Below are 21551 nucleotides of genomic sequence, written 5' to 3'. Positions count from 1 at the left end.
TCCTCCTATGCTTTTGCGGGATCAAACCCATTACGGCTGCCGGTTGCAACTGCACCATCCTCACGAGAAGTGCGAAATGGTGCTGCCGGAATGCCGTTTTGTCCAAACAACGTTACCGGTCGATAATTAGTCCAGCAATATCTTCCGTATACAGGTTCTTTCACCTCATCACAAGTCAGTTCTATTTCTTCTCCCTTTAGAACTGCCTTCGCCTCATGATACACTTTATCTTTACCGGCAAGTTCAAAACCGGTTAAAGTTTCCTCTGTACAATGTAGTCCCTTCGCATGGGCAAATGATACAACCATCGCACTATTCTCAATGCGGTAAGACTGATACATCGGGCCAAACGCCTCTTCTTTCGTGCATAAACCATACACTTCATACATTGCCTGCAAAGCGAGACGCTCACCAACGCTGTCTTTCTCTGTCGGATGAATATTGCCAAACTCACCCTTATCCAAAATCACCGCAATCCCGGTATGCTTGAACGTGTCGAACACACGCATCTGTGCCTCTCGAATAAATGGCCAGTTCTGGTAATCCGGCTCCCCTCCATTTTGGAACATCGGAAGCTGTACCAGCATAAACGGTAACGTATCATCTTTCCAATCGCCTCTCCACTGACGGATCAGCACTGATAACAAGGAGTAATAGCGGTATGGACGATGATCGTCCTCCTCTCCCTGATAATACAAAAATCCACGTAACGTATACGGACAAACTCTTTGCAGCATCGACTCGTACAAACCACACGGTCTGGTCTCTGAACGTGGTCCCATTGGTCCCGGATATTGATTCTCACCGTACAGACGCAATGCCTCCTCCCAAGTCGGGTTCTCTGCTGTCTCGTAATATTTCCCTACATTTTTGTCAAACTCTGCCTGATATACAAGATATGCCTCACGCGCTTTGATATATTCCTCCGGATCCTGCTCAGCAATGATTGCATCATAATCATCAATATACTCTTTGATCTCCTGCGTTCCTTCCAACGCTTCACGGCTCACCCAGCAGGAAGCAGACGTTCCGCCCCAGTTACAGCCAATAATGCCGACGGTTACCCCTGTCTCTCGCGCGATCTTATCTGCAAAATAATATGCAACCGCTGACCATCGTCCTGCCTTATCCGGCGTACACAGATCCCATGCACTTTCCTTTTCTGCTTCTTCCAACTTATCCCCTACATACGGAACCTTTGGAGTATAATAATAGCGTACTCCATCATTATGTATATTTTGAACGATCTCCTTGCCGTTTTTGCTATTTTGCAACTCCAGCTCCATATTGGACTGACCGCCGGCAAGCCATACTTCGCCGATCATAACATCTTCATATACCACTTGTTCTGTCTGAGACTGCACCGTCAGTGTATATGGTCCACCTGCCTCAAATGGCGGTAAAATAGCCTGGAACCTTCCCTGTTCCGGAACCACACTCACAGATTTGTCTGCCAAAGTAATCTTAAGCGACTCTGCATCACTGTCTCCCCATACGCTGATATTTTTCTGTCTCTGCAAAACCATGTGACTGCTAAAAACAGCTGATAATTGAATCATTCTTTTATCCTCTTTTCACTTATTTATTAGTTTGATGTTTTCTTGCCTACCGGTGCCTGAAACGGTTTCTCCTGCTCCGTTCCCAGATCCATCACATAGACAGATTTTCCATCATATGTCTCATAAAACAAATACTTACTTGTCAGATGCAGATAATTGTAATTGCCATCCGCGATCTTACGCACTTCTCCACCCTCTAAATCCTTTACATACAATCCATTGCTCGTTCCATTATCTACCTGATAATATACAGCACTCTCCTTTTCATCCACATTATATGTCGCCAAGCGGTCTGAAACGATCGTGACCGGATCAGAGCCATCCAAATTCACACGTACTAATGCATAATTTTGTGACATATCTATAAAATACAAATGCTCTCCTGCCCGAATCAATGAAGTACAATTACCGTTGTAAATTGTCTGCTCATCTGAACCGTTAATATTCATGGTATGTATGTTATGATCCTTGTCATAACCTGTATAATACATAACACCCTGCGAAATAGAATACGGCGATACTCCCTCATCCAACAATAATTCATCGCTGGAGCCGTCCATCTTAGCTGCATTTAACTGTAATCCCTTTTTTTCATCGTAATGCTGATAATACAGATAGTTTCCGTATAAGCACACAGACTGTGTCGGCTCATCATACAGCTTACCCATATTTTTGCCATCGGTCGTTACGCGGAACAATCCCGTCTTACTTAATGCCAACACATTACCGCCGGTAACACTCTTGCGGTCATTACGTCTCGTGTAGAAAATATAATCACCTGCAACATTCAAATAACTAACCGTATCTCCATGTAATTTCGTGCTTTTCTGTAATTTATCATCTGTTACATAGAGAGAATCGTTATCATACGGATCAGCATAATAGATTCTGCCATCTGCCTCGCAAAACTTACCCCCGTTAAGCAGATTTCCTGCCGTATTTCCTGTCGTATTCGGATCATCATATAGCTGTACTTTCGTCTTCTGCCACATAAAAAATCCCACAACAACCAAAATCACCGCCCCAAGACCCCCTAAGATCCGATTCCGTACATGATGTTTGGAACTTGCTGCCATTCTTCACTCTCCCTTTCAAAACCACGATTACCCACCTCTATAAGAATACCATGCCGGAAATGACTAATCAAGTGCCATCAACAGCATAAAACCATCTTCTCTCACTGATCAAGTGCCATCAACAATTCGTGAATTGTCTTTGAGCAGATCGGATGTACCCGATATGGTGCGATCTGATCAAGCGGTTCCAACACAAATCTTCGATTACACATTTCCGGATGTGGAATGATAAGATTCTCTTCTACAACGACCTCATCATCATACAATAATATGTCCACATCGATCGTTCGCGGTCCCCAATGAATGGTTCGAACACGATCTAATTTCTTCTCAATGACTCCAATCTGATCCAAAATCTGTCGAGGTGTATATAATGTCTGCATAACAACCGCACCATTCAAAAAATCATCCTGCTCGACACCGCCTACCGGTTCCGTCACGATATAATCTGATACTTTTACCAATTGATTATGCTCATCTGCTGCCAAGATTTCCAAAGCCTGGTCCAGATTAGCATGCTTATCCCCCATATTGGAACCAATTCCTAAGCATACCGTATGCCATCCTCTTTGAATCTCTACAGAAACCGTCTTAAGCGGCAGTCGTATCGGTGCCCATGGCTTATCTATCCGAAGCGACAATGACCTCACCAACGGAAATGTTAATAAGATCTGCTCTGCCAAGTGTCCGGCAAGGTGCTCGATCAACTGAAACGTATTTCGTTTCGTCTCTGAATGGATCAGTTCCGCTACCTCTACGTAATTAACAGCATCTTCTATATCATCCGATTCGGCTGCCTTGCTTGTATCAACAGTAAGATCTACTGATACAACAAACTTTTGCCCCAGTTCATTCTCTTGTTTCAGTACTCCATGATTGGCAAATACCTCTAATTCCTTAATTTGAATGTGATCCATGATCCATCCTCCCCGCTTTTTGAAATGTTGCTCTAACTCCAATACCACGCACTTCCTGTGCACTTCATTAATACACGACGCGGTAATTTATCATATACAAGACCTAGACGATATCCGATCAATCTGCATCCGCACTGTACGCAGAAATAAAAAGCATCCCATACATGTCCACCCTTTAACAGTGTTTTCACGGTCTTCGCTGCATATCCTGCGCCCTCTTTTTCCGAAGACACCTTCGCAAACACCTCCGCATACTGCTTATGAGATACGCCAAGATCAAAGTTTCTGGCGAACTGCTGCCTGCACGTATAATCATGAGAATGCACCACTTTTGCCTCTGCGCAATATGCAACACGATACCCTTCCTGCATCATCATATATGCTATGATCATATCTTCATTAAAAATCGTTGGCTGCACAAATCCGCCAACCTGCTCATAATACGACTTACGATACAGGGCACATACATCAGAGCAAAAATATGTCTTTACACCGAGTTCTTTCTTGTCATCCTCACTCTTAATACGGCTCTGTGCAGGATAATTATAGATTCTCGTCATACGTTCCACTCGCCCTGAATTTGGACGGGCAAGCTGTCTCGCATAAGCAACAGCTACCGAAGCATCCTCCATGCAGGCAAGCAGATTCTCTATCAGATGCTCATCTGCCGGAACTGCATCCTGCGTCATCATTAAGACAAACTCTGCAGTAGATTTGTCCATGCCTAACGCACGCGTGCCGCCATGGTCAAACTCAGACTGCATCACGGGTATGATCCGAATACGCTCATCCATAGACTGTACCATTATCTCTGATTCATCCCGAATCGTCTGCATAATAAAAATATGTTCCGGGACAACTGTTTGATGCATTAAACGCTTGATCAGATCACCAAATTCACTTCCCGGTTTATATACGGGTATCACAATATCGATCTTTGTCTGCTCCATCCGCTACTCACCATACCTTTCCATCAAATTGCTCCTGCCTTCTTTTATCTTCCTAAAAGTCTGGCAACTTCCACAACAGCTTCCTGTGCATCTTTAGAGTAACCTTCTGCACCAATCTCATCTGCAAAGCTGCGTGTGATAACGGCTCCACCGATCATAACCTTCACCGGAAGATTCTGCTCACGAACCATATTCACTACTTTCTTCATTTCCATCATCGTCGTTGTCATAAGTGCAGAAAGCCCGATAATATCTGCTTTTTCACGAATAGCTGCCTGTATGATATCCTCCGCCGGGACATCTTTACCCAGATCCACCACACGATATCCGTAGTTACGTAACATCAATGCAACCAGATTTTTACCAATATCATGAATGTCATGCTCCACTGTTGCAATGACGATTGTTCCAAGCGGCTCACTAGACCGATTGGCTGCAAGGATCGGCTCTACCACGCCAATACCTGTCTCCATCGTCTCTGCGCTCGAAATAAGCTGGGGCAGAAAATATATCTGCTTATCAAAGAGCACACCGACATGATTGATCGCCGGGATCAAACTCTCGTCAATCACTTTCTGTGCATCTATTCCACCTTGTAAAGCATCCTGCACCAAAGTTTCGATCTTATTTTTGCGGCCCTTTACAACCGCCTCAAAAATCTTATCCCCCTCATGTTCCGGTGGAATCAAGTCCTTTGATCCGGATCCACTCTTTTTCGTCGTTGTCTGTACAGCATCGACCTCTCCGGCCACAACGGAGATCTTATGCTCGGACACGCGATTGATATAACGCAGATCGGCATCAGGTTTATTCATCAACAGATCTGCCGCAAATACCGCATGCATTAACAAATTCTGAGACGGATTCGCGATCGCCATCGTCAGTCCCTGTCCGATCGCTAATGCCATAAACGAACTGTTCACAAAAAGTCTCTCCGGCAATCCAAAGGAAATATTAGAAAGTCCGCACGCCGTTGCCAGACCAAGCTCATGTTTGCAATATCGGATCGTCTCCAACGTTTCGATCGCAGCATTGCGGTTGGCGCCGATCGTTGCCACCAAGCCATCTACTACAATGTCCTCGCCACATAACCCATGGCGTTTTGCCTCTTCATATATCGTATGGATAATCTCCTTTTTCTCATCAAGATTCTCCGGCAAACCTTTTTCTGAAAGTGGAAGCAAAATAAACATCGCACCATATTTCTTGGCGATTGGGATCAGCTTCTCAAACTTCTCCGGCTCCAGCGAGATCGAATTGATCAACGCACGGCCCGGATAGATACGAAGCGCTGCCTCAACCACATCTACATAACTCGAATCAATGGATAACGGCAGATTACTCACCATCGTAAGCTCATTCACTGCTTTAAGCATCATCTCTTTTTCATCAATGCCATTCATTCCCATATTGACATCCAGGATTGCTGCTCCGTCCTCTTCCTGTGCTTCTGCCATCTCCGTAACAAGGTCAAGCTGTCCGGCACGAAGCTGCTCCTGCAATGCTTTCTTACCTGTCGGGTTAATACGTTCTCCGATCACCATAAACGGTCCGTCCAAGTCGATCGGACGAGTCACACGTTCATTAGACAGGGCACGACGTACCACCTTACCCTTTCTGCTCAGATGGGACACCTCATCCATCCGTCCACTCTGCTGTATTTTCTGAGTGAGCAAACGGATATGCTCTGGCGTTGTACCACAGCAGCCACCTAAAATATCGGCTCCGGCATCGATCAACGCCATCATTTCTTCCGCAAATTCTGGTGCTTCCATTTCGTAGACGGTCTTTCCATCTACAAGCTGCGGCAGTCCGGCATTCGGCTTCGCAACCAATGGAATGTCCGCATATGCACGCATTTTGCGTACTACATCACACATTTTATCCGGTCCTGTAGAACAGTTCACACCTAACGCATCCACTCCAAGTGTAGTAAGCACAAGAGCAGCCGTCTCCGGATCCGTTCCAAACAAAGTACGTCCATCCTCTGCAAAGGTAAGTGTCACCATGATCGGTAAGTCACAGCATTCTTTCGCTGCAATCACCGCTGCACGACACTCCTGCAGGCTCATCATCGTTTCGACAGCCAAAAAATCCACACCTGCGTCAACTAACGCCTCTGTCTGCTCCTTATAAATGTCTACCAACTCTTCAAAAGACAAAGGGCCCATCGGTTGTACCTGCTTACCCGTCATAGTCAGATCGCCACATACATACAATGGCTTGTCTGCATCTACAAGTCCGCGTTCCTTCACCTCTGCCACCGCCTGCTTCGAAATTGCTACCAAGCCATGGTTCATCTCCACCAAATTATCTTGCAGACCATACTCTTCTAACTTAATTCGGTTTCCGGAAAAAGTGGGTGCATACACTGCGTCAGACCCTGCCGCATAATACTCTATCTGTAATTCTTTCAGCACGTCAGGATTCTCTAATATCCACTCCTCAGGGCATACTCCCGCCGGAAGACCTCTCTCCTGCAAATTGGAACCGGTCGCACCGTCCAATATCATTTTCCCCTGTGCCAAACGTTCACGAAACTGCTCTTTTGTCATGTTGCTGTCAATCTCCATTCTGCTATATTGGTATATTTCCTGCTCCCGGCTCACGTGGCTTCATACCACCTAACACATAGCCCTCCCTGTGTGCCGATAGACAAAATCTTCTCTTTCGATTGTACCACATGGCATCACATACGTAAAGAAGTATTCCTTTACAACCCGTGCTTTTTTTGCTTTTTTGTGCAAAATCCGATATACTATAAGAATCACTGCAAACGGAGGATATCATTATGATTTTACAATGCAGTCATATAGACAAAGCATTTAGCACAGATGTCATTCTTTCTGACATCTCTTTTCATATCAATGAACATGAAAAAGCAGCCATCGTCGGTGCAAATGGTTCCGGCAAATCAACACTGCTTAAGATCATTACAGGACATTTATCCGCAGACAACGGTGAGGTGATCCTGTCCGGCAGCACGACTGTCGGCTACTTGGCACAGAACCAGGAATACGCTTCCGAACACAGCATCTACGACGAAATGCGTGATGCCAAACCGGAGATCATACAGTTAGAGCAGCAGATGGAAAAACTGTCTGCACGCATGGATATTGAAACCGGCGAAACCCTAGAGCAAGTCATCAAACAGTATGACAATGCAAGACAACGCTACGAGCGTCTCGACGGATACGCCTACCAAAGCGAGTTGGTGGGTGTCTTGAAAGGTCTTGGCTTCACGGAAGAAGACTTTGAGAAACCGGTCATTTCCCTATCCGGTGGTGAAAAGACACGTGTTGCTCTCGCCAAGATGCTGTTGCAGGCACCGGATCTTATCATATTAGACGAGCCTACCAATCATCTGGATATCAATGCCATTGCATGGCTTGAATCCTACCTGACCAATTATCGCGGTGCAGTATTGATCGTAGCCCATGACCGTTATTTTTTGGATAAAATTGTCACAAAAGTTATCGAGCTGCGCCAGACGCACGCTCGTATGTATATGGGCAATTACAGCGAATATGCCGCCAAACGTCAGCAGATCATGGATAGTCTGATGAAACAATATCTCAACCAGCAGGCAGAGATCAAACATCAGGAAGAAGTTATTGCTAAGCTGAAATCCTTTAACCGCGAAAAATCGATCAAGCGCGCCGAGAGCCGCGAAAAGATGTTAGATAAAATAGAGCGCATTGAAAAACCTGTCGATGAAAACACGCAAATGCGCTTATTGTTTACACCAAAGATTCAAAGTGGTAACGACGTATTGACCGTAGAGAGGCTTTCCAAATCCTTTGATGGAACGCCTTTATTTACCGACCTCTCCTTTGAACTGAAGCGTGGGGAACATGTAGCGATCATCGGAGACAACGGAGCAGGTAAGACAACGATCCTCAAAATAATAAATGAATTGATCCCTGCCGACAGTGGTAAGATCACGCTTGGAACAAACGCGGAGATTGGCTACTACGATCAGGAGCATCAAGTTCTGCACCCGGATAAAACATTGTTTGAAGAGATCAGTGATGCGTATCCTCATATGAACAATACGCAGATCCGTAACACACTGGCCGCTTTTCTATTTACGGAAGACGATGTATTCAAGCAGATCAAGAGTCTGAGCGGTGGAGAACGCGGTCGCGTATCCTTGGCAAAACTCATGTTGTCCGATGCTAATCTTCTCATTCTCGATGAGCCGACAAACCATTTAGATATGGATTCAAAGGAAATATTAGAAAATGCGATCCGACATTTTGAGGGAACTGTTTTGTATGTTTCCCATGATCGTTACTTTATTAATACAACCGCAACCCGAATCTTAAATCTTACAGGCGGACATGTATTGAACTATGTCGGAAACTACGACTATTATCTGGATAAAAAAGAAGATGTGGAGCGTGCTTACTATGCAGCCCAGCCAAACCACAACGCATCAGCGATAGCTTCCACCGATGCTGCCGGGTCATCTCCTTCCACTGAAATGTCCACAGCAGACGGTACTGCTCCTCAAGCGGAAAATAATACGCCTAACGCAGCCACGTCTTCCAATGCACTATCCTGGCAGGAACAAAAGGAAGAACAGGCACGACTGCGCAAAATACAAAAAGAATTAAATCGCGTTGAAGCAGAGATCGAACGCTTAGAAGCAGAAAACACCGCATTAGATGAGGCAATTGCTGATCCTGCTAATGCAACCAATTCTGCAAAACTGCAGGAGCTCTCCATCCAACGTGGTGAAAACGATGCAAAATTAGAAGAACTCCTAGAACATTGGGAAGAACTTTCGGAATAACTGTGCGCTATTCTGCGGTCATGCGGTCTATCCTGCGGTCATACGCTCTATTCTGCGGTCATGCGGTCTATCCTGCGGTCATACGCTCTATTCTGCAGTCATGCGCCCTATTCTGCAGTCATGCGCTCCATCCGCCGGCGTGCCTGATCGTAGACTTCCTGCGGCGAAACACCAAGAAAGAACTGTCCATCTTCATACATAATACGCCCTGCGATCATCGTCAGTTTTACGTTTTGTTTACTGCCACTATATACGATGTTCTTCGCAACATTATTCATAGGCTGCATATTCGGCTGTGTCATATCTAAGATGATCATATCCGCCTGCCTGCCTTCTGCAAGCACGTCACAGTCCTGCAGCCCCATGGCTCCTGCGCCTCCTACCGTTGCCATCTCTAACACATCCAATGCATCCAATGCTGATGCGTCCCCTAATACTACTTTTTGCAACGCTGTCGTCAAAAACATCTCTCGAAACATATCCAAACAATTGTTGCTTGCCGGTCCATCCGTACCAATTGCAAGACCAATCCCCATATCTTTCATCCTCTGGATCGGTGCAATGCCACTCGCAAGCTTTAGATTCGATGCCGGATTCGTGACAACCCACACCTGCTTGTCTTTGCAGATCTGCAAATCTTCATCCGTCATATGCACACAATGAAAACCGCCACCACCATACTCAAACATTCCCAGCTTATCAAGAAACTTTGTAGGCGTCATGCCATAGCGTTCCACACATTCTGCCACTTCCTTTGCCGTTTCCGAATTGTGTGTATAGACCGGTGCATGATATTTCTGCCCTAAAGCCGCCATCCTTTCCAAAATTTCACGGCTAGTCGTGTATTCCGCATGAAATCCAAATCGATAAGATACCAATGGATCGCACGCATTGTATTTGAGAAACTGCTGCTCCATTTCCTCAACCGTACCAACAAAGTTATTGATGCTGCCACACAAAACCGTTCGAAATCCGGTATCCATGGAAGCTTTCACAATAGCATCATTCTTCTGATACATATCAAAACATGCCGTAATGCCACTCGTCAGGTACTCCATATAAGCTAAAATTGTAAACCAATAAACATCTTCTTCCGTCAGCTTATCCTCCATCGGGAACACACGATCATACAGCCACTCCTGTAATGGCAGATCATCTGCATAAGAGCGCAAAAATGTCATTGCAGAATGTGTGTGTGCATCCTTAAATCCCGGCATTACAACATTTCCACCTGCATTGATCTGACGATCCCACTGTAAAGATGGTGCGCCATCTTCCGTTCCCAGATATACGATCTTATCATCCTGTATATGAACTTCCCCACAAAACATTCTTTGCCCCGGCTGCATCGTTAATATATTCGCATTATATATTCGGATTCTCATAATTTTGTCCTCATTCCTGCTATACAGTATGAATGGCAGTAATACATTCTGTCACAAGCTTCTTAAACAACGGTGCCACTCTGTCTGCCGTTTCCTGCACTTCCTGATGTGTCAATGGATTTGCTGTAATGCCACACGCCATATTGGAAATACAAGAAATGCCGCAAATTTTCATTCCCATATGATTGGCCGCAACTGCCTCACATGCCGTACTCATCCCCACTGCATCTGCTCCAAGTGTCCTGCACATACGAACTTCTGCCGGAGATTCGTAATTTGGTCCCGTTAATTGTATATATACCCCTTCTTGCAACGGAATATCCTTTAACGCTGCCGTTTTCCGCAATATCTGCTGTAGATCCGCATCATAAATCTGACTCATATCCGGAAAACGAACACCCAACTCTTCCGCATTCGGTCCGATCAACGGCGATGGCACGAACGAAGAAATCTGATCCTTGATCATCATAAAGTCTCCTGCCTTAAAACAAGTATTGATACCACCGGAAGCATTTGTTAAAAACAATACCTGCGCTCCCATCAGTTTCATAAGACGTATTGGCAGTACAACATCACTGATCGGATAACCTTCATAGTAATGTACGCGCCCCTTCATACATACGACCGGCACTTCATTCACATATCCCAAGATATACTTCCCCTGATGCCCTGCTACCGTCGATACCGGAAAACCTTCCATTTCATGGTAATCGATCTCCGCAACAACTTGAATATCATCTGCATAATCCCCCAGACCGGATCCAAGCACCAATGCGATCTCCGGAACAAAATCAATCTCTCGCGTCTTGCAGATCTTCTGATACTGCTCATAACATTTGTTTAACTTTGCATACACCTCATTCATAAACAGCCTCCGTTCTTATAACAAAGGGAACGCTGCTGTGCGTTCCCCGTATCTTTCTCTGTACTCTTTGTTACTCATTCTGTTTCAAATGTGTACGAACAATCTTTCCAACACGCATTGCATCTGCATATGCTAACAAGCGATCCATCTGATTGGAATTACGCTGCAAGAAATTCGAAATGATCAAATGCAGCATGTCCTCCCCAATATCTGCACGAAATCGAATACAATCACAAACACTGCGTTCAATGTCATACACACGAATCTTGCCATACGGTGTCTCATCCACCTGCATATCCTGCTGAAATGCCAAATCAGAATAATAATGTCTGCACACCGGGAAATTAAGCTGCATACGAGAGCGATCCGTCTTCAATGTAGCAACCGACAATCTCTCCGGCTCCACATCGATCAAGCCATGATAATAACATGCGCTATCTGCACAGATCACCGCTCTTGAATTAACTCTGCAAGCCTCGATCATCTTATAATTCTCCGGCTTGCCATTCTCCTCGTCTACAAGCCAATAATGACCATGTGACACACGTTCAATAATCCCCATATTCACCAATTCCTTGATCTGCACCGTCGTGATCTTCGCATCCTTCAACTCCGATGCATCCCGATAGCCATTGCCACTTTCAAACAAATCCATCACTTTCTTATACGTATTTAACAACATATCTTCTCCTCCTCTTCCAACCGATAGTCTCCTACCCGTTTCCTGCTCTGTCATAATGCTAACGTGCAAAAAGATTTTGCTTAATAATATTTATTATATCACGTGTTACAAAAATTGCAATATCCTATTATAGAAAAACAACAGAAAAAGGGCAAAACTAATGTTTTGCCCTACACTGCCTCTATTCTTCCCTACACCGCTTTTCCGGTATACAACTGATAATATTTGCCCTTACGCTCCAGCAACTCGTCATGCGTACCGCGCTCAATGATACGACCCTGCTCTAACACCATAATACAGTCACTATTGCGTACCGTCGATAAACGATGGGCGATCACAAATGTTGTGCGTCCTTTCATCAGGCGGTCCATACCTTCCTGTACCAATTTCTCAGTACGTGTATCGATCGAACTCGTTGCCTCGTCCAAAATAAGTGCCGGTGGATTGGCAACGGCTGCCCTCGCAATGGCTAACAACTGTCTCTGCCCCTGGCTCAAATTCGCACCATCACCGGTGATCATCGTCCGGTAACCATCCGGCAGACGTTTAATAAAGCTGTGTGCATTTGCCAATTTAGCTGCTGCGATCACTTCGTCATCTGTGGCATCCAGCTTACCATAGCGAATATTATCCATTACTGTTCCGGTGAACAAATGCGTATCCTGTAACACAATGCCAAGCGAACGGCGCAGATCCTTTTTGTGGATCTTATTAATGTTGATACCATCAAAACGGATCTTACCATCCTGAATATCATAAAAACGATTGATCAAGTTGGTGATCGTCGTTTTACCTGCACCGGTTGCACCAACAAAAGCTATCTTCTGTCCCGGTTTTGCATAGATCTTGATATTATGCAAAATGATCTTCTCATCATTATATCCAAAATCAACATCATCAAATACAACATCACCTTCCAACTTGCGATAAGTTGTTGTTCCATCATCCTGATGATAATGTTTCCAAGCCCACAATCCGGTCTGTTTCTCGCTCTCCTTGATCTGACCATCCTGCTCGGTCACATTTACGAGCTGCACATAACCTTCGTCCACCTCCGGCTCTTGGTCAAGCAGCTTAAAGATACGATCTGCACCCGCCAATGCCATAACGATCGCATTGATCTGCTGACTGATCTGATTGATCGGCTGACTGAAAGATTTATTAAACGTTAGGAAACTGACCAATTTACCAAGCGTAAATCCTGCAAAGCCCTGCAATGCAAGGACACCGCCTGCCATCGCACAGAATACATAACTGATATTACCAGCTGCGCATTGATCGGCATCAGGATATTGGCAAACGTATTTGCATTATTGGCGCTCTCAAACAACTCCTCATTCATTTTATTGAACTCTTCTAACGATGCCTGCTCATGACAGAATACTTTAACTACTTTCTGTCCATTCATCATTCTTCGATCTGCCCATTCACTTTAGCCAGATCACGCTGCTGTGAAAGGAAATAACTACCGCTCAGTCCGGCGATCTTCTTCGTCACTACCAGAGTAATGCCAATCATGATCATTGTCAATATCGTTAATGGAATACTTAAGACAACCATGCACACAAATACACTCACAATCGTTATACCACAGTTGATCGCCTGCGGTATACTTTGGCTGATCATCTGCCGCAGTGTATCAATATCATTCGTATACGTTGACATGATATCACCATGTGCATTCGTATCAAAATATTTTATTGGCAGTGTTTCCATCTTCTCAAACATCTCTACGCGAAGATTTCGAAGCGTTCCCTGTGTCACATTAACCATAATACGGTTATACGCATAGGTCGTAATAACACCAATTCCATAAAAACCGGCCACCTGCAGGATCTTCGCAGCTAACGGTCCGAAATTCGGATGCGCTGTCTTCGTCAATGGTACAATATAATCATCGATCAACGATTGTGTAAACATAGTTCCCTGTACATTGGCAAGTACACTGATAATAATACACACGAGAACAAAAACACAATGCAGTCCATAATTCTTAAAAATATAACAAAACAGCCGCTTAAGCTTTCCCATCGGATCTTCAATCTTTGGCTTCGGCCTTCCCATAGCATTTGGTCTTGGCATCGTCTATCACTCCTTTCCCGGTTCATCAAAATCTGCATTACCCGCTGCCTGTGACTCATAAATCTCCTGATAGATCTGATTTTGCGCTAACAATTCCTCATGTGTACCAAAGTCATTGACACGTCCATCCTCCATCACAATAATGCGGTCACAATTTTGTATACTGGATATACGCTGTGCAATAATAAGCTTCGTCGTTCCCGGAATTTCCTCGACAAAAGCGCGGCGAATCGATGCATCCGTCGCTGTGTCAACTGCACTTGTAGAATCATCCAAGATCAATACCTTTGGCTTTTTGAGCAAAGCTCTGGCAATACATAAACGCTGTTTCTGACCACCGGAAACATTCGTACCGCCCTGCTCGATATATGTATGATAGCCTTTCGGCATCTTCTGAATAAACTCATCCGCACAGGCAAGCTCGCAAGCATGTTTACACTCTTCTTCCGTCGCCTCCGGATCACCCCAGCGCATATTATCTAAAATCGTTCCACTAAAGAGTACATTATTCTGCAATACTACTGCCACTTGATTACGAAGTGCCTCAACGCCATAGTTACGAACATCTACACCGCCTACACGTACGCTTCCCTCCGTCACATCGTACAAACGGCTGACCAGATTCACTAAGCTGGACTTAGCACTACCGGTACCACCAAGAATACCAATCGTCTCTCCGGAAGCAATCTGTAGATTAATATCCTTAAGGACCGGCTCTCCGGATTGTTTCTTATAACTAAAGTCAACATGATCAAATTCAATGCTGCCATCCGAAACGGTAAGCACCGGATTCTCCGGATCCGTAATGTCCGGTCTGTCATTGATCACTTCCGCAACACGCTCTCCACTGGCAATACTCATCGTGATCATAACAAATACCATAGAAAGCATCATGAGGCTCATCAAAATATTCATGCAGTAACCAAGCAGTGCTGATAGATCACCCACCTGCATAGTGCCTCCGACGATCATTTTAGCTCCGATCCAACTGATCAGCAAAATGCAGCCATATACCGTAAGCATCATAACCGGAGCGTTGAGTACGATCAAGCTCTCTGCTTTGACAAACATTTTATATACATTCTCACTCGCCTTGCGGAACTTACTCTGCTCGTATTCTTCACGAGAATATGCCTTTACAACACGAATCGCCGACACATTCTCCTGTACACTCTCATTCAGATCATCATATTTCCGGAAAACCGCGTTGAAATATCCCATCGTCTTACGTACCAGCACAAACAAGAAAATGCCTAAGACTATAACTGCGATCAGATAAATGCAGGCAACTTTGGCATTTACATAAAAAGCCATTGCCATCGCACAGATCAAAGACATCGGAGAACGCATGCACATTCTAAGAATCATCTGATACGCATTCTGTAAATTCGTCACATCTGTCGTTAAGCGGGTCACCAGACCTGATGTACTATACTTATCAATATTTGAGAAACTGAACGTCTGAATATTCTCATACATCGCCTTACGCAGATTTTTCGCAAATCCGGTTGATGCTCTGGCTCCATACTTGCCGCCCATCGCTCCGGACCAAAGTCCGCCTACAGCAAGCACGAACATCGCCGCACCAACGATATAAATATGTTTCAGATCACCTTTCATCACACCATCATTAATGATCGATGCCATCAATAATGGAATCAATGTCTCGAAGATAACTTCTAAGATCATAAACACCGGTGTCAGAATCGAATCCCGCTTGTATTCTTTCACCTGCGCTAATAATGTTTTTACCATAGAAACCTCCATTACTAATAAAGATTAGCATATCATAGGACGAATGTTCCCTGACAGCTAATCTATAATTAAGAAATAATATACCAAAGTAATCTGTAAAAATCAAATGAACTTTCTGTGAACAGCAATTTCCAATTCCACGAGAAAAGCCCCTATCAAGCTTTCGCCTGATAAGGACTTTCCCCGCAAGAATATATATGCATCAACTTTAGTCAAGGTTGAACATGTATACATTTTCTTCGTTCTTCTTCTCTTTCTCGATACCAATGATCTCTAAGATGGTCTTACCCACTTTACGGTCATTCTGAATGTTAAATTCCAGCTTATTGAACAACATTGTGTTCGCCTTATTCGCATTCTCCTTATCGTAGGTTACGAAGTACTGTCTGCCGTCCACGAGTGTATCATTAAACTGACCCGGACTACCCTGTGGTGCAGTGATCCTCTCATACTCACCATCACCAAGACTTCGATAGATCTTTGTTACCGGAAGGCTGATCGCCTCATTCTTATCATTATCTACACCTGTAAATTGCACATGCAATTGCTTGATCGTGACGCCCTTGGTATTACCTTCATGCGGTGTAAAGAATATGATATGCGTGTCACTGTCACCAAACACATCTTTTTTCCTTACCTTATCTACCTTCGGCTTCTTTGGATCATTGTTGCCACTATCATAATCGCCATCGTAATCCGCCGCATACAGCTTCACGGACAGCAATTTCACTTCCGGTCGATTATTGTTGTATGGACACAGTTTAAAGACATCAATATCATCCTGGGACCTTACACCAAGCATCTCTTTCATATCCTTTACTGTCATCTGTAAGATCTGAATCTCTGTTGCGTTCTCAGAATCACCAACACATGCAGTCCAATGAGTATCACACTTCGTCCACTCATTCTTGCTATATCCACCATAAACATCCCATACCGGTGTTGTTGGGTCTAATTCCATCGTACACGTATAAGTAAACTGTACAATAGCATTATTATCTAAATCTTTCAGCCAACTGTTTTGATCATTCACGTTAGAGGAGAACGTATTACCGGATCCACCCGTTGTATTCTCCCACACAGTTACCGGTGCCGGCGTTGTCGTAGGCTTTGGCTCCTCTGTCGGCTCTGCGGAAGGTTCTGCGGAAGCTGCCGGTTTTGCAGAATGAACAACATTGTTCTTCTCCTGTTTCAAATACTCTTTGAACATGAGCGTCTTAACTTCTTTCTCGCCTGCCGATACTTCAAAGGAGTAATTTCTCTCTGCAACTTCTACTTTGTCTTCAACTAACTTCTCTGCATCTCCATTGATCTTAGTAACTTTATCCACCGTTACATACGGTGTACCATAGGAGAACTCATATGCCCCGATCAAGGTATTGATAAACAACTGCATCTCCTGATCTTTGGTCGTATTCTCCAGATCAATTGCATCGTAAAATACATTCGCAACATTATACAAGTAATAGTTATTCGCTGCATCGTTTGGTGACATTGCATAGTACGTATTCAACTTACCTGCTGCTGCACCTCTGCCCTGATTATCACCAAGACAATACCATACATCAGCATCCGGTATCTCAAGATTCAACTGATAATCCTGCGCTCTGGCACCGGTCAGGGACAAGCTCTCACCGATCGTATACGGATAATTACATACCGTACCATTGTTTGCTCTAGAACCCTTCGTGGTCTTCTGCTGATGATCGTCGGCGTATGTCAATTTCTGACCCTTTACATCCGTCCACTTACCATTCTTGTATGCCAGATAACTGTTCGCTGTCGTACCTTTCAACGTTGCCTGATCATACGTGTATTCTAACTCCGTATAATCTTTCGACGTAAGCTTCTCGCCATCTGCGCCTGTAGCAGTATCATTATAGCTTGAAGTCGTCTCATCTTTGGACGTATATCGGCTAAGTCCGCTGGTATCCTTAAGCATCTTGCGGTTCTCACCGTTCGATGTTCCGGCATTGATCAAGTTATCTGTATAGATCACACTCTTGTCATTCTTAGATACCCAGGCTGCAAATGCCACGGCTCCATCCTTGTTGCTTGCTTTCTGCAGATCGGCGCCACAACTAAACAAGAAGATATGATAATCCATATAATCCATCGGATAATAGAAATTATCTCCCGACTGCGAGAATAATGTTCTCGTTGTCTTATCCCCCTTATAGTCGCTTGCATTAACCTCTGCAAAATGCTTGAGATATTCGGATAACGTAATGGTTGTTACGTTGATCTTGTAATCATCCAGTTTTGCATACTTCTTAAAAAGCTCTGCATTGCCGCTTTCCAGATCGACAGCGGTATCTTTCTTATCATCGGAAACGATCTGTAATACCTTAACCTCAGGTATTACTGCCTCCCCATCTTTCTCATCACCTTTGTATAAGGAAATTCCGGATACCTGATAGTAAATGTTTTCATTTGCGGTATTGTATACCGTAAATCTCCAAGCGATCGGACCATTTGTCTGCTCTTCCGGAATGGTAAAGGCTACGTTATACTCTGCCGGTTCTTCATTACCTTCATCATCCATTGTACCGGACGAGAATGTCTGTCCGGCAGATACGGTGCTGTTCCAACTGTCCATAACATCTGCGCCGGTCTCATTATCCGAAATAACACCATCGCCATTCTTATCTACCAGCAATCGCACTGCATATTCCTGTTTCTTGGAAGCATAACCGATCTTAAACGTGAATTTCAGTTTATACTTGCCATCGCTGTCCTTTTCGATCGCTGTCTTATTTACGGTACTCTCTGCACCGGTGCTCTCATCCTTTACCTCTGTGGTATCGGAAGGGTTATTATAAATTGGCGGTGTGTCCGTAATCTTCACCGTTGCACTCTTTGGTGCAAAGCTGATCAAATTGCTTGATGTGATCGCGGAAGTGGAGAATACGTTCTTACTGTCTCCAACTGCCTGCAAAAACTTGCGTGTGTTAGATTTCTTGCTTACAATTTTTGCATAAGCACTGTTATTAGAGAAATCCCCCATATGCAATACATCCGGCAATAACATTGCCTTACCGGACTTCACATATTTCTGTAGTGCCTTGGATGAAATGCTAGTCAAGTCATTACCGGACAAGCGATATTTATCGCCATCCTCACCCTTAACCAGATCACCTGTATGCAGGAATATCTCCCCATTATTGGAGCTATCATTATACGCAGGTGCATCATAACTATAATTATACTCGTTATAACCGCCCCACTGATTTTTATCACCGGTATACTTGATCGATGATGCTGTAGAATTCAGCTTACCGGTCGAATCGCCGAAGTAGATCAAGTCATACTTCGAAAGGTCTTCCTTACTGCCGTTTAACTCAGCGGTCGTCATATGCGTAATGTTAAACGAATCATCGTCAAACGAATATTGATCACTCTCCGGGAACAGTAAGTACAAGTAATCCAATGTCATCTTCGAGAAATCACTACATGGCTCTATATCTAAGATCTCAATAGCACCATCTTTACCGTTATTTCCCGAATCAGACTTATCATAGTTCAACAGATAATGAATGATATCCAATGAAGTAACCTTATCTTTATGCTCCTTCTTCTTGTTATAATAATCAAATACCTGTCCCATATACGGATTGTTTGTATCACTGTTAATCGTATTGGCAAGAGAGTTAAGCATCATGTTGGAGTTGTAGAACATCGTATTGTTCAAAACACCAAGGTTGCCCTCAAAGTTCATTGGAGCGGTGCCACCCTGCCCCATATTCAAGCCATACTTCTTAATGTAAGCCGGCCACAAATCCTGTATTGGCAGGAATGTATGTGGATGCCAGTAACTTCTCGCATCTCCGGTAAATGGTGTAACCTCACCGGTTGTCTTATCAACTACAGAGGTACCCGTCGCAACACGATTACGAAGGAACATATTATAAAAGTTCTTCTGGTCCATTAACAGATCCATAACACAGAACTTATATATATTATTGTTGTATCCCGTAGCCGTATATCCTGAATTTTTCTTCGGCTTCATTGTCTCCCAGTCAAGACGAGACATGTTAACTGATTTTGCGTCATATCCATCCGCAGAGCTCACCTGATAAAATGTTGTCGGCATAATAACCGGTGCATAATTCATTTTCAGATTACTATCTGTAGAACACTTTTGCGTTCCTTTGTACTGTTCCAATTTGTTCGCCTTATAGAACATTTTCAAAGCAATTTCAAAGGTAATATCATTCTGCTTATCTTTGTACTCGCCATTTCCGTACTTACCAAATGTAGCTCCCTCTGCATTTTTAGATTTCGACGTATCATAATGCAATATACCCTTACTGCCATCCGGATCCTGCTGCAACGCAGCTTGATAATGTCTGATAGCAGCACCATCCTCATCGCTCTTATGCATATAGATCATATCTGCATAATCCAGCCATTCCGGATGCTCATTTAACTCCCATGGTTCAATCGTCTTAAAGACGATATTATAATTCTCCACCTCATAACGGGAACGTAATCTCAAACTGTAACGAAGAAAATCGTCATAGAAATACATCTTCGTTGTTCCAATATCAATACCATTTTCCCACTGTGTCTGATACTGATAACCTGACCGGTACGTGACGTATACTCACGATCACCAACTTTGTATTTGGAATTCATCACTGCTGCTGTCGTACCACTGGCAAACTTCACATTTTCGGTTGCTTTATGATTTTTATATCCTGCATCCTGTGAATCTGACATAGAAACCCAAATATACTGTGCTTTCTCATCCACATGAGCCTGACGGAATACCGGATGTTCGCCTCCATTGGCAGCCGTCTTAGCCTCGTCAATGACAAAGGTAGGCTTCAGATTACCTTTCAGATGCTGTCCCGGATTTACCTTCTCATAGTAACCATAAACTGTTTTTTCATCTGACGTCAGCTTCCAAGGGACTCTTACCTGAGAGCCATTGTATTCAGCCGCACCGTCTTTACCCGGATAATTCTCCTCCGGGAATGCATAATCGCAAATGATTCCATATCCTTTATTCACATAAAGGCTACCACCAATGTTATTGTGCTGAGATACTTTCTCAATATCGACAGCCTGACAGCCGGTTACGCAATAACTGATATTACCAACACCCTGCCAAGGCACGATCTCAAGATAAACAAAAGGATTCTCTGCAGAACCAAGTTCCCCGGCTCCTATACCCATGGTACGCTTTGCACCGCTCTTCTTCCCTTTGATCTCACTAATGTCGTTGATCACACCACGCATCTGACCAATTTGGGTATCTTCTGCATGCGAATTGTACATATGTACGCCAACATATGCACCCATGGCAACAACCACGCATACTGCTGCTGCTATAGCTGTTTTCTTATTACGCAACAAATTGACCAGACTTGTCTTTGGTCTCCTCTTGCTCATAGTAAGCCCTCCATTCTACCTATCTACCTTTATACTATGTATCATCCATCTGTCTATTGCCCCTTCTAACGAAAGGACAATATCA

Annotated in this window: 12 protein-coding genes and 1 pseudogene; 1 reads left to right on the top strand and 12 read right to left on the bottom strand. The window is 44.0% G+C overall.

Going from position 1 to position 21551, the window contains the following annotated elements; genetic code table 11:
- Positions 1 to 5 precede the first annotated feature (5 nt).
- The 5 genes from DW981_RS03640 to DW981_RS03620 form a co-directional block, all read right to left on the bottom strand.
- Positions 6 to 1559 (bottom strand): sialate O-acetylesterase, encoded by a 1554-nt coding sequence (locus DW981_RS03640; RefSeq protein ID WP_118506813.1) that lies wholly within the window; start codon positions 1557 to 1559, stop codon positions 6 to 8.
- 26 nt (positions 1560 to 1585) lie between these two features.
- Positions 1586 to 2635 carry a DUF5050 domain-containing protein gene (locus DW981_RS03635; RefSeq protein ID WP_118506812.1) on the bottom strand — a complete coding sequence of 350 codons (1050 nt, stop codon included), beginning with the start codon at positions 2633 to 2635 and terminating at the stop codon, positions 1586 to 1588.
- 101 nt (positions 2636 to 2736) lie between these two features.
- Positions 2737 to 3552: a 2-amino-4-hydroxy-6-hydroxymethyldihydropteridine diphosphokinase gene (folK, locus tag DW981_RS03630; RefSeq protein ID WP_118506811.1), complete on the bottom strand. Its 816-nt coding sequence runs from the start codon at positions 3550 to 3552 to the stop codon at positions 2737 to 2739.
- Between the two features lie 32 nt (positions 3553 to 3584).
- Positions 3585 to 4502: a glycosyltransferase gene (locus tag DW981_RS03625; RefSeq protein ID WP_118506810.1), complete on the bottom strand. Its 918-nt coding sequence runs from the start codon at positions 4500 to 4502 to the stop codon at positions 3585 to 3587.
- Between the two features lie 44 nt (positions 4503 to 4546).
- On the bottom strand, positions 4547 to 7111 hold the full coding sequence (locus DW981_RS03620) for a homocysteine S-methyltransferase family protein (protein WP_347474499.1): 2565 nt from the start codon (positions 7109 to 7111) through the stop codon (positions 4547 to 4549).
- Positions 7112 to 7293: 182 nt separating this feature from the next.
- Here DW981_RS03620 and DW981_RS03615 point away from each other — a divergent pair, with 182 nt between their 5' ends.
- Positions 7294 to 9300, top strand: coding sequence for an ABC-F family ATP-binding cassette domain-containing protein (locus tag DW981_RS03615; protein ID WP_118506809.1), 2007 nt, complete (start codon positions 7294 to 7296; stop codon positions 9298 to 9300).
- A 107-nt stretch (positions 9301 to 9407) separates the two neighbouring features.
- On the opposite strand, the gene DW981_RS03610 is transcribed toward DW981_RS03615, so the two are convergent.
- The 7 genes and pseudogenes from DW981_RS03610 to DW981_RS03580 form a co-directional block, all read right to left on the bottom strand.
- Positions 9408 to 10685, bottom strand: coding sequence for an amidohydrolase (locus tag DW981_RS03610; RefSeq protein ID WP_182434117.1), 1278 nt, complete (start codon positions 10683 to 10685; stop codon positions 9408 to 9410).
- A 19-nt stretch (positions 10686 to 10704) separates the two neighbouring features.
- The gene (locus DW981_RS03605) at positions 10705 to 11550 is read right to left on the bottom strand and encodes a purine-nucleoside phosphorylase (protein ID WP_022026095.1); all 846 of its coding nucleotides are present in this window, start codon (positions 11548 to 11550) and stop codon (positions 10705 to 10707) included.
- Positions 11551 to 11620: 70 nt separating this feature from the next.
- A complete protein-coding gene (locus DW981_RS03600; RefSeq protein ID WP_022026096.1) occupies positions 11621 to 12232 on the bottom strand; it encodes a type IV toxin-antitoxin system AbiEi family antitoxin domain-containing protein in 612 nt (203 codons plus the stop codon).
- A gap of 191 nt (positions 12233 to 12423) precedes the next feature.
- A pseudogene (locus DW981_RS03595) lies at positions 12424 to 14263 on the bottom strand (ABC transporter ATP-binding protein).
- Between the two features lie 57 nt (positions 14264 to 14320).
- Entirely contained in the window at positions 14321 to 16069 is a 1749-nt protein-coding gene (locus DW981_RS03590; protein ID WP_118506807.1) for an ABC transporter ATP-binding protein, read from the bottom strand.
- A 208-nt stretch (positions 16070 to 16277) separates the two neighbouring features.
- Positions 16278 to 20600: a DUF5057 domain-containing protein gene (locus DW981_RS03585; RefSeq protein WP_118506806.1), complete on the bottom strand. Its 4323-nt coding sequence runs from the start codon at positions 20598 to 20600 to the stop codon at positions 16278 to 16280.
- Positions 20564 to 21466: a hypothetical protein gene (locus DW981_RS03580; protein WP_118506805.1), complete on the bottom strand. Its 903-nt coding sequence runs from the start codon at positions 21464 to 21466 to the stop codon at positions 20564 to 20566. Before DW981_RS03580 ends, DW981_RS03585 begins: the two co-directional genes overlap by 37 nt.
- Between the last annotated feature and the right edge of the window lie 85 nt (positions 21467 to 21551).

Origin of the sequence: Clostridium sp. AM49-4BH (assembly GCF_003478335.1) — a bacterium.
In the GTDB taxonomy this organism is placed as follows: Bacteria; Bacillota; Clostridia; order Lachnospirales; family Lachnospiraceae; genus Butyribacter.
This window is presented reverse-complemented; position numbering and strand designations above follow the sequence as displayed.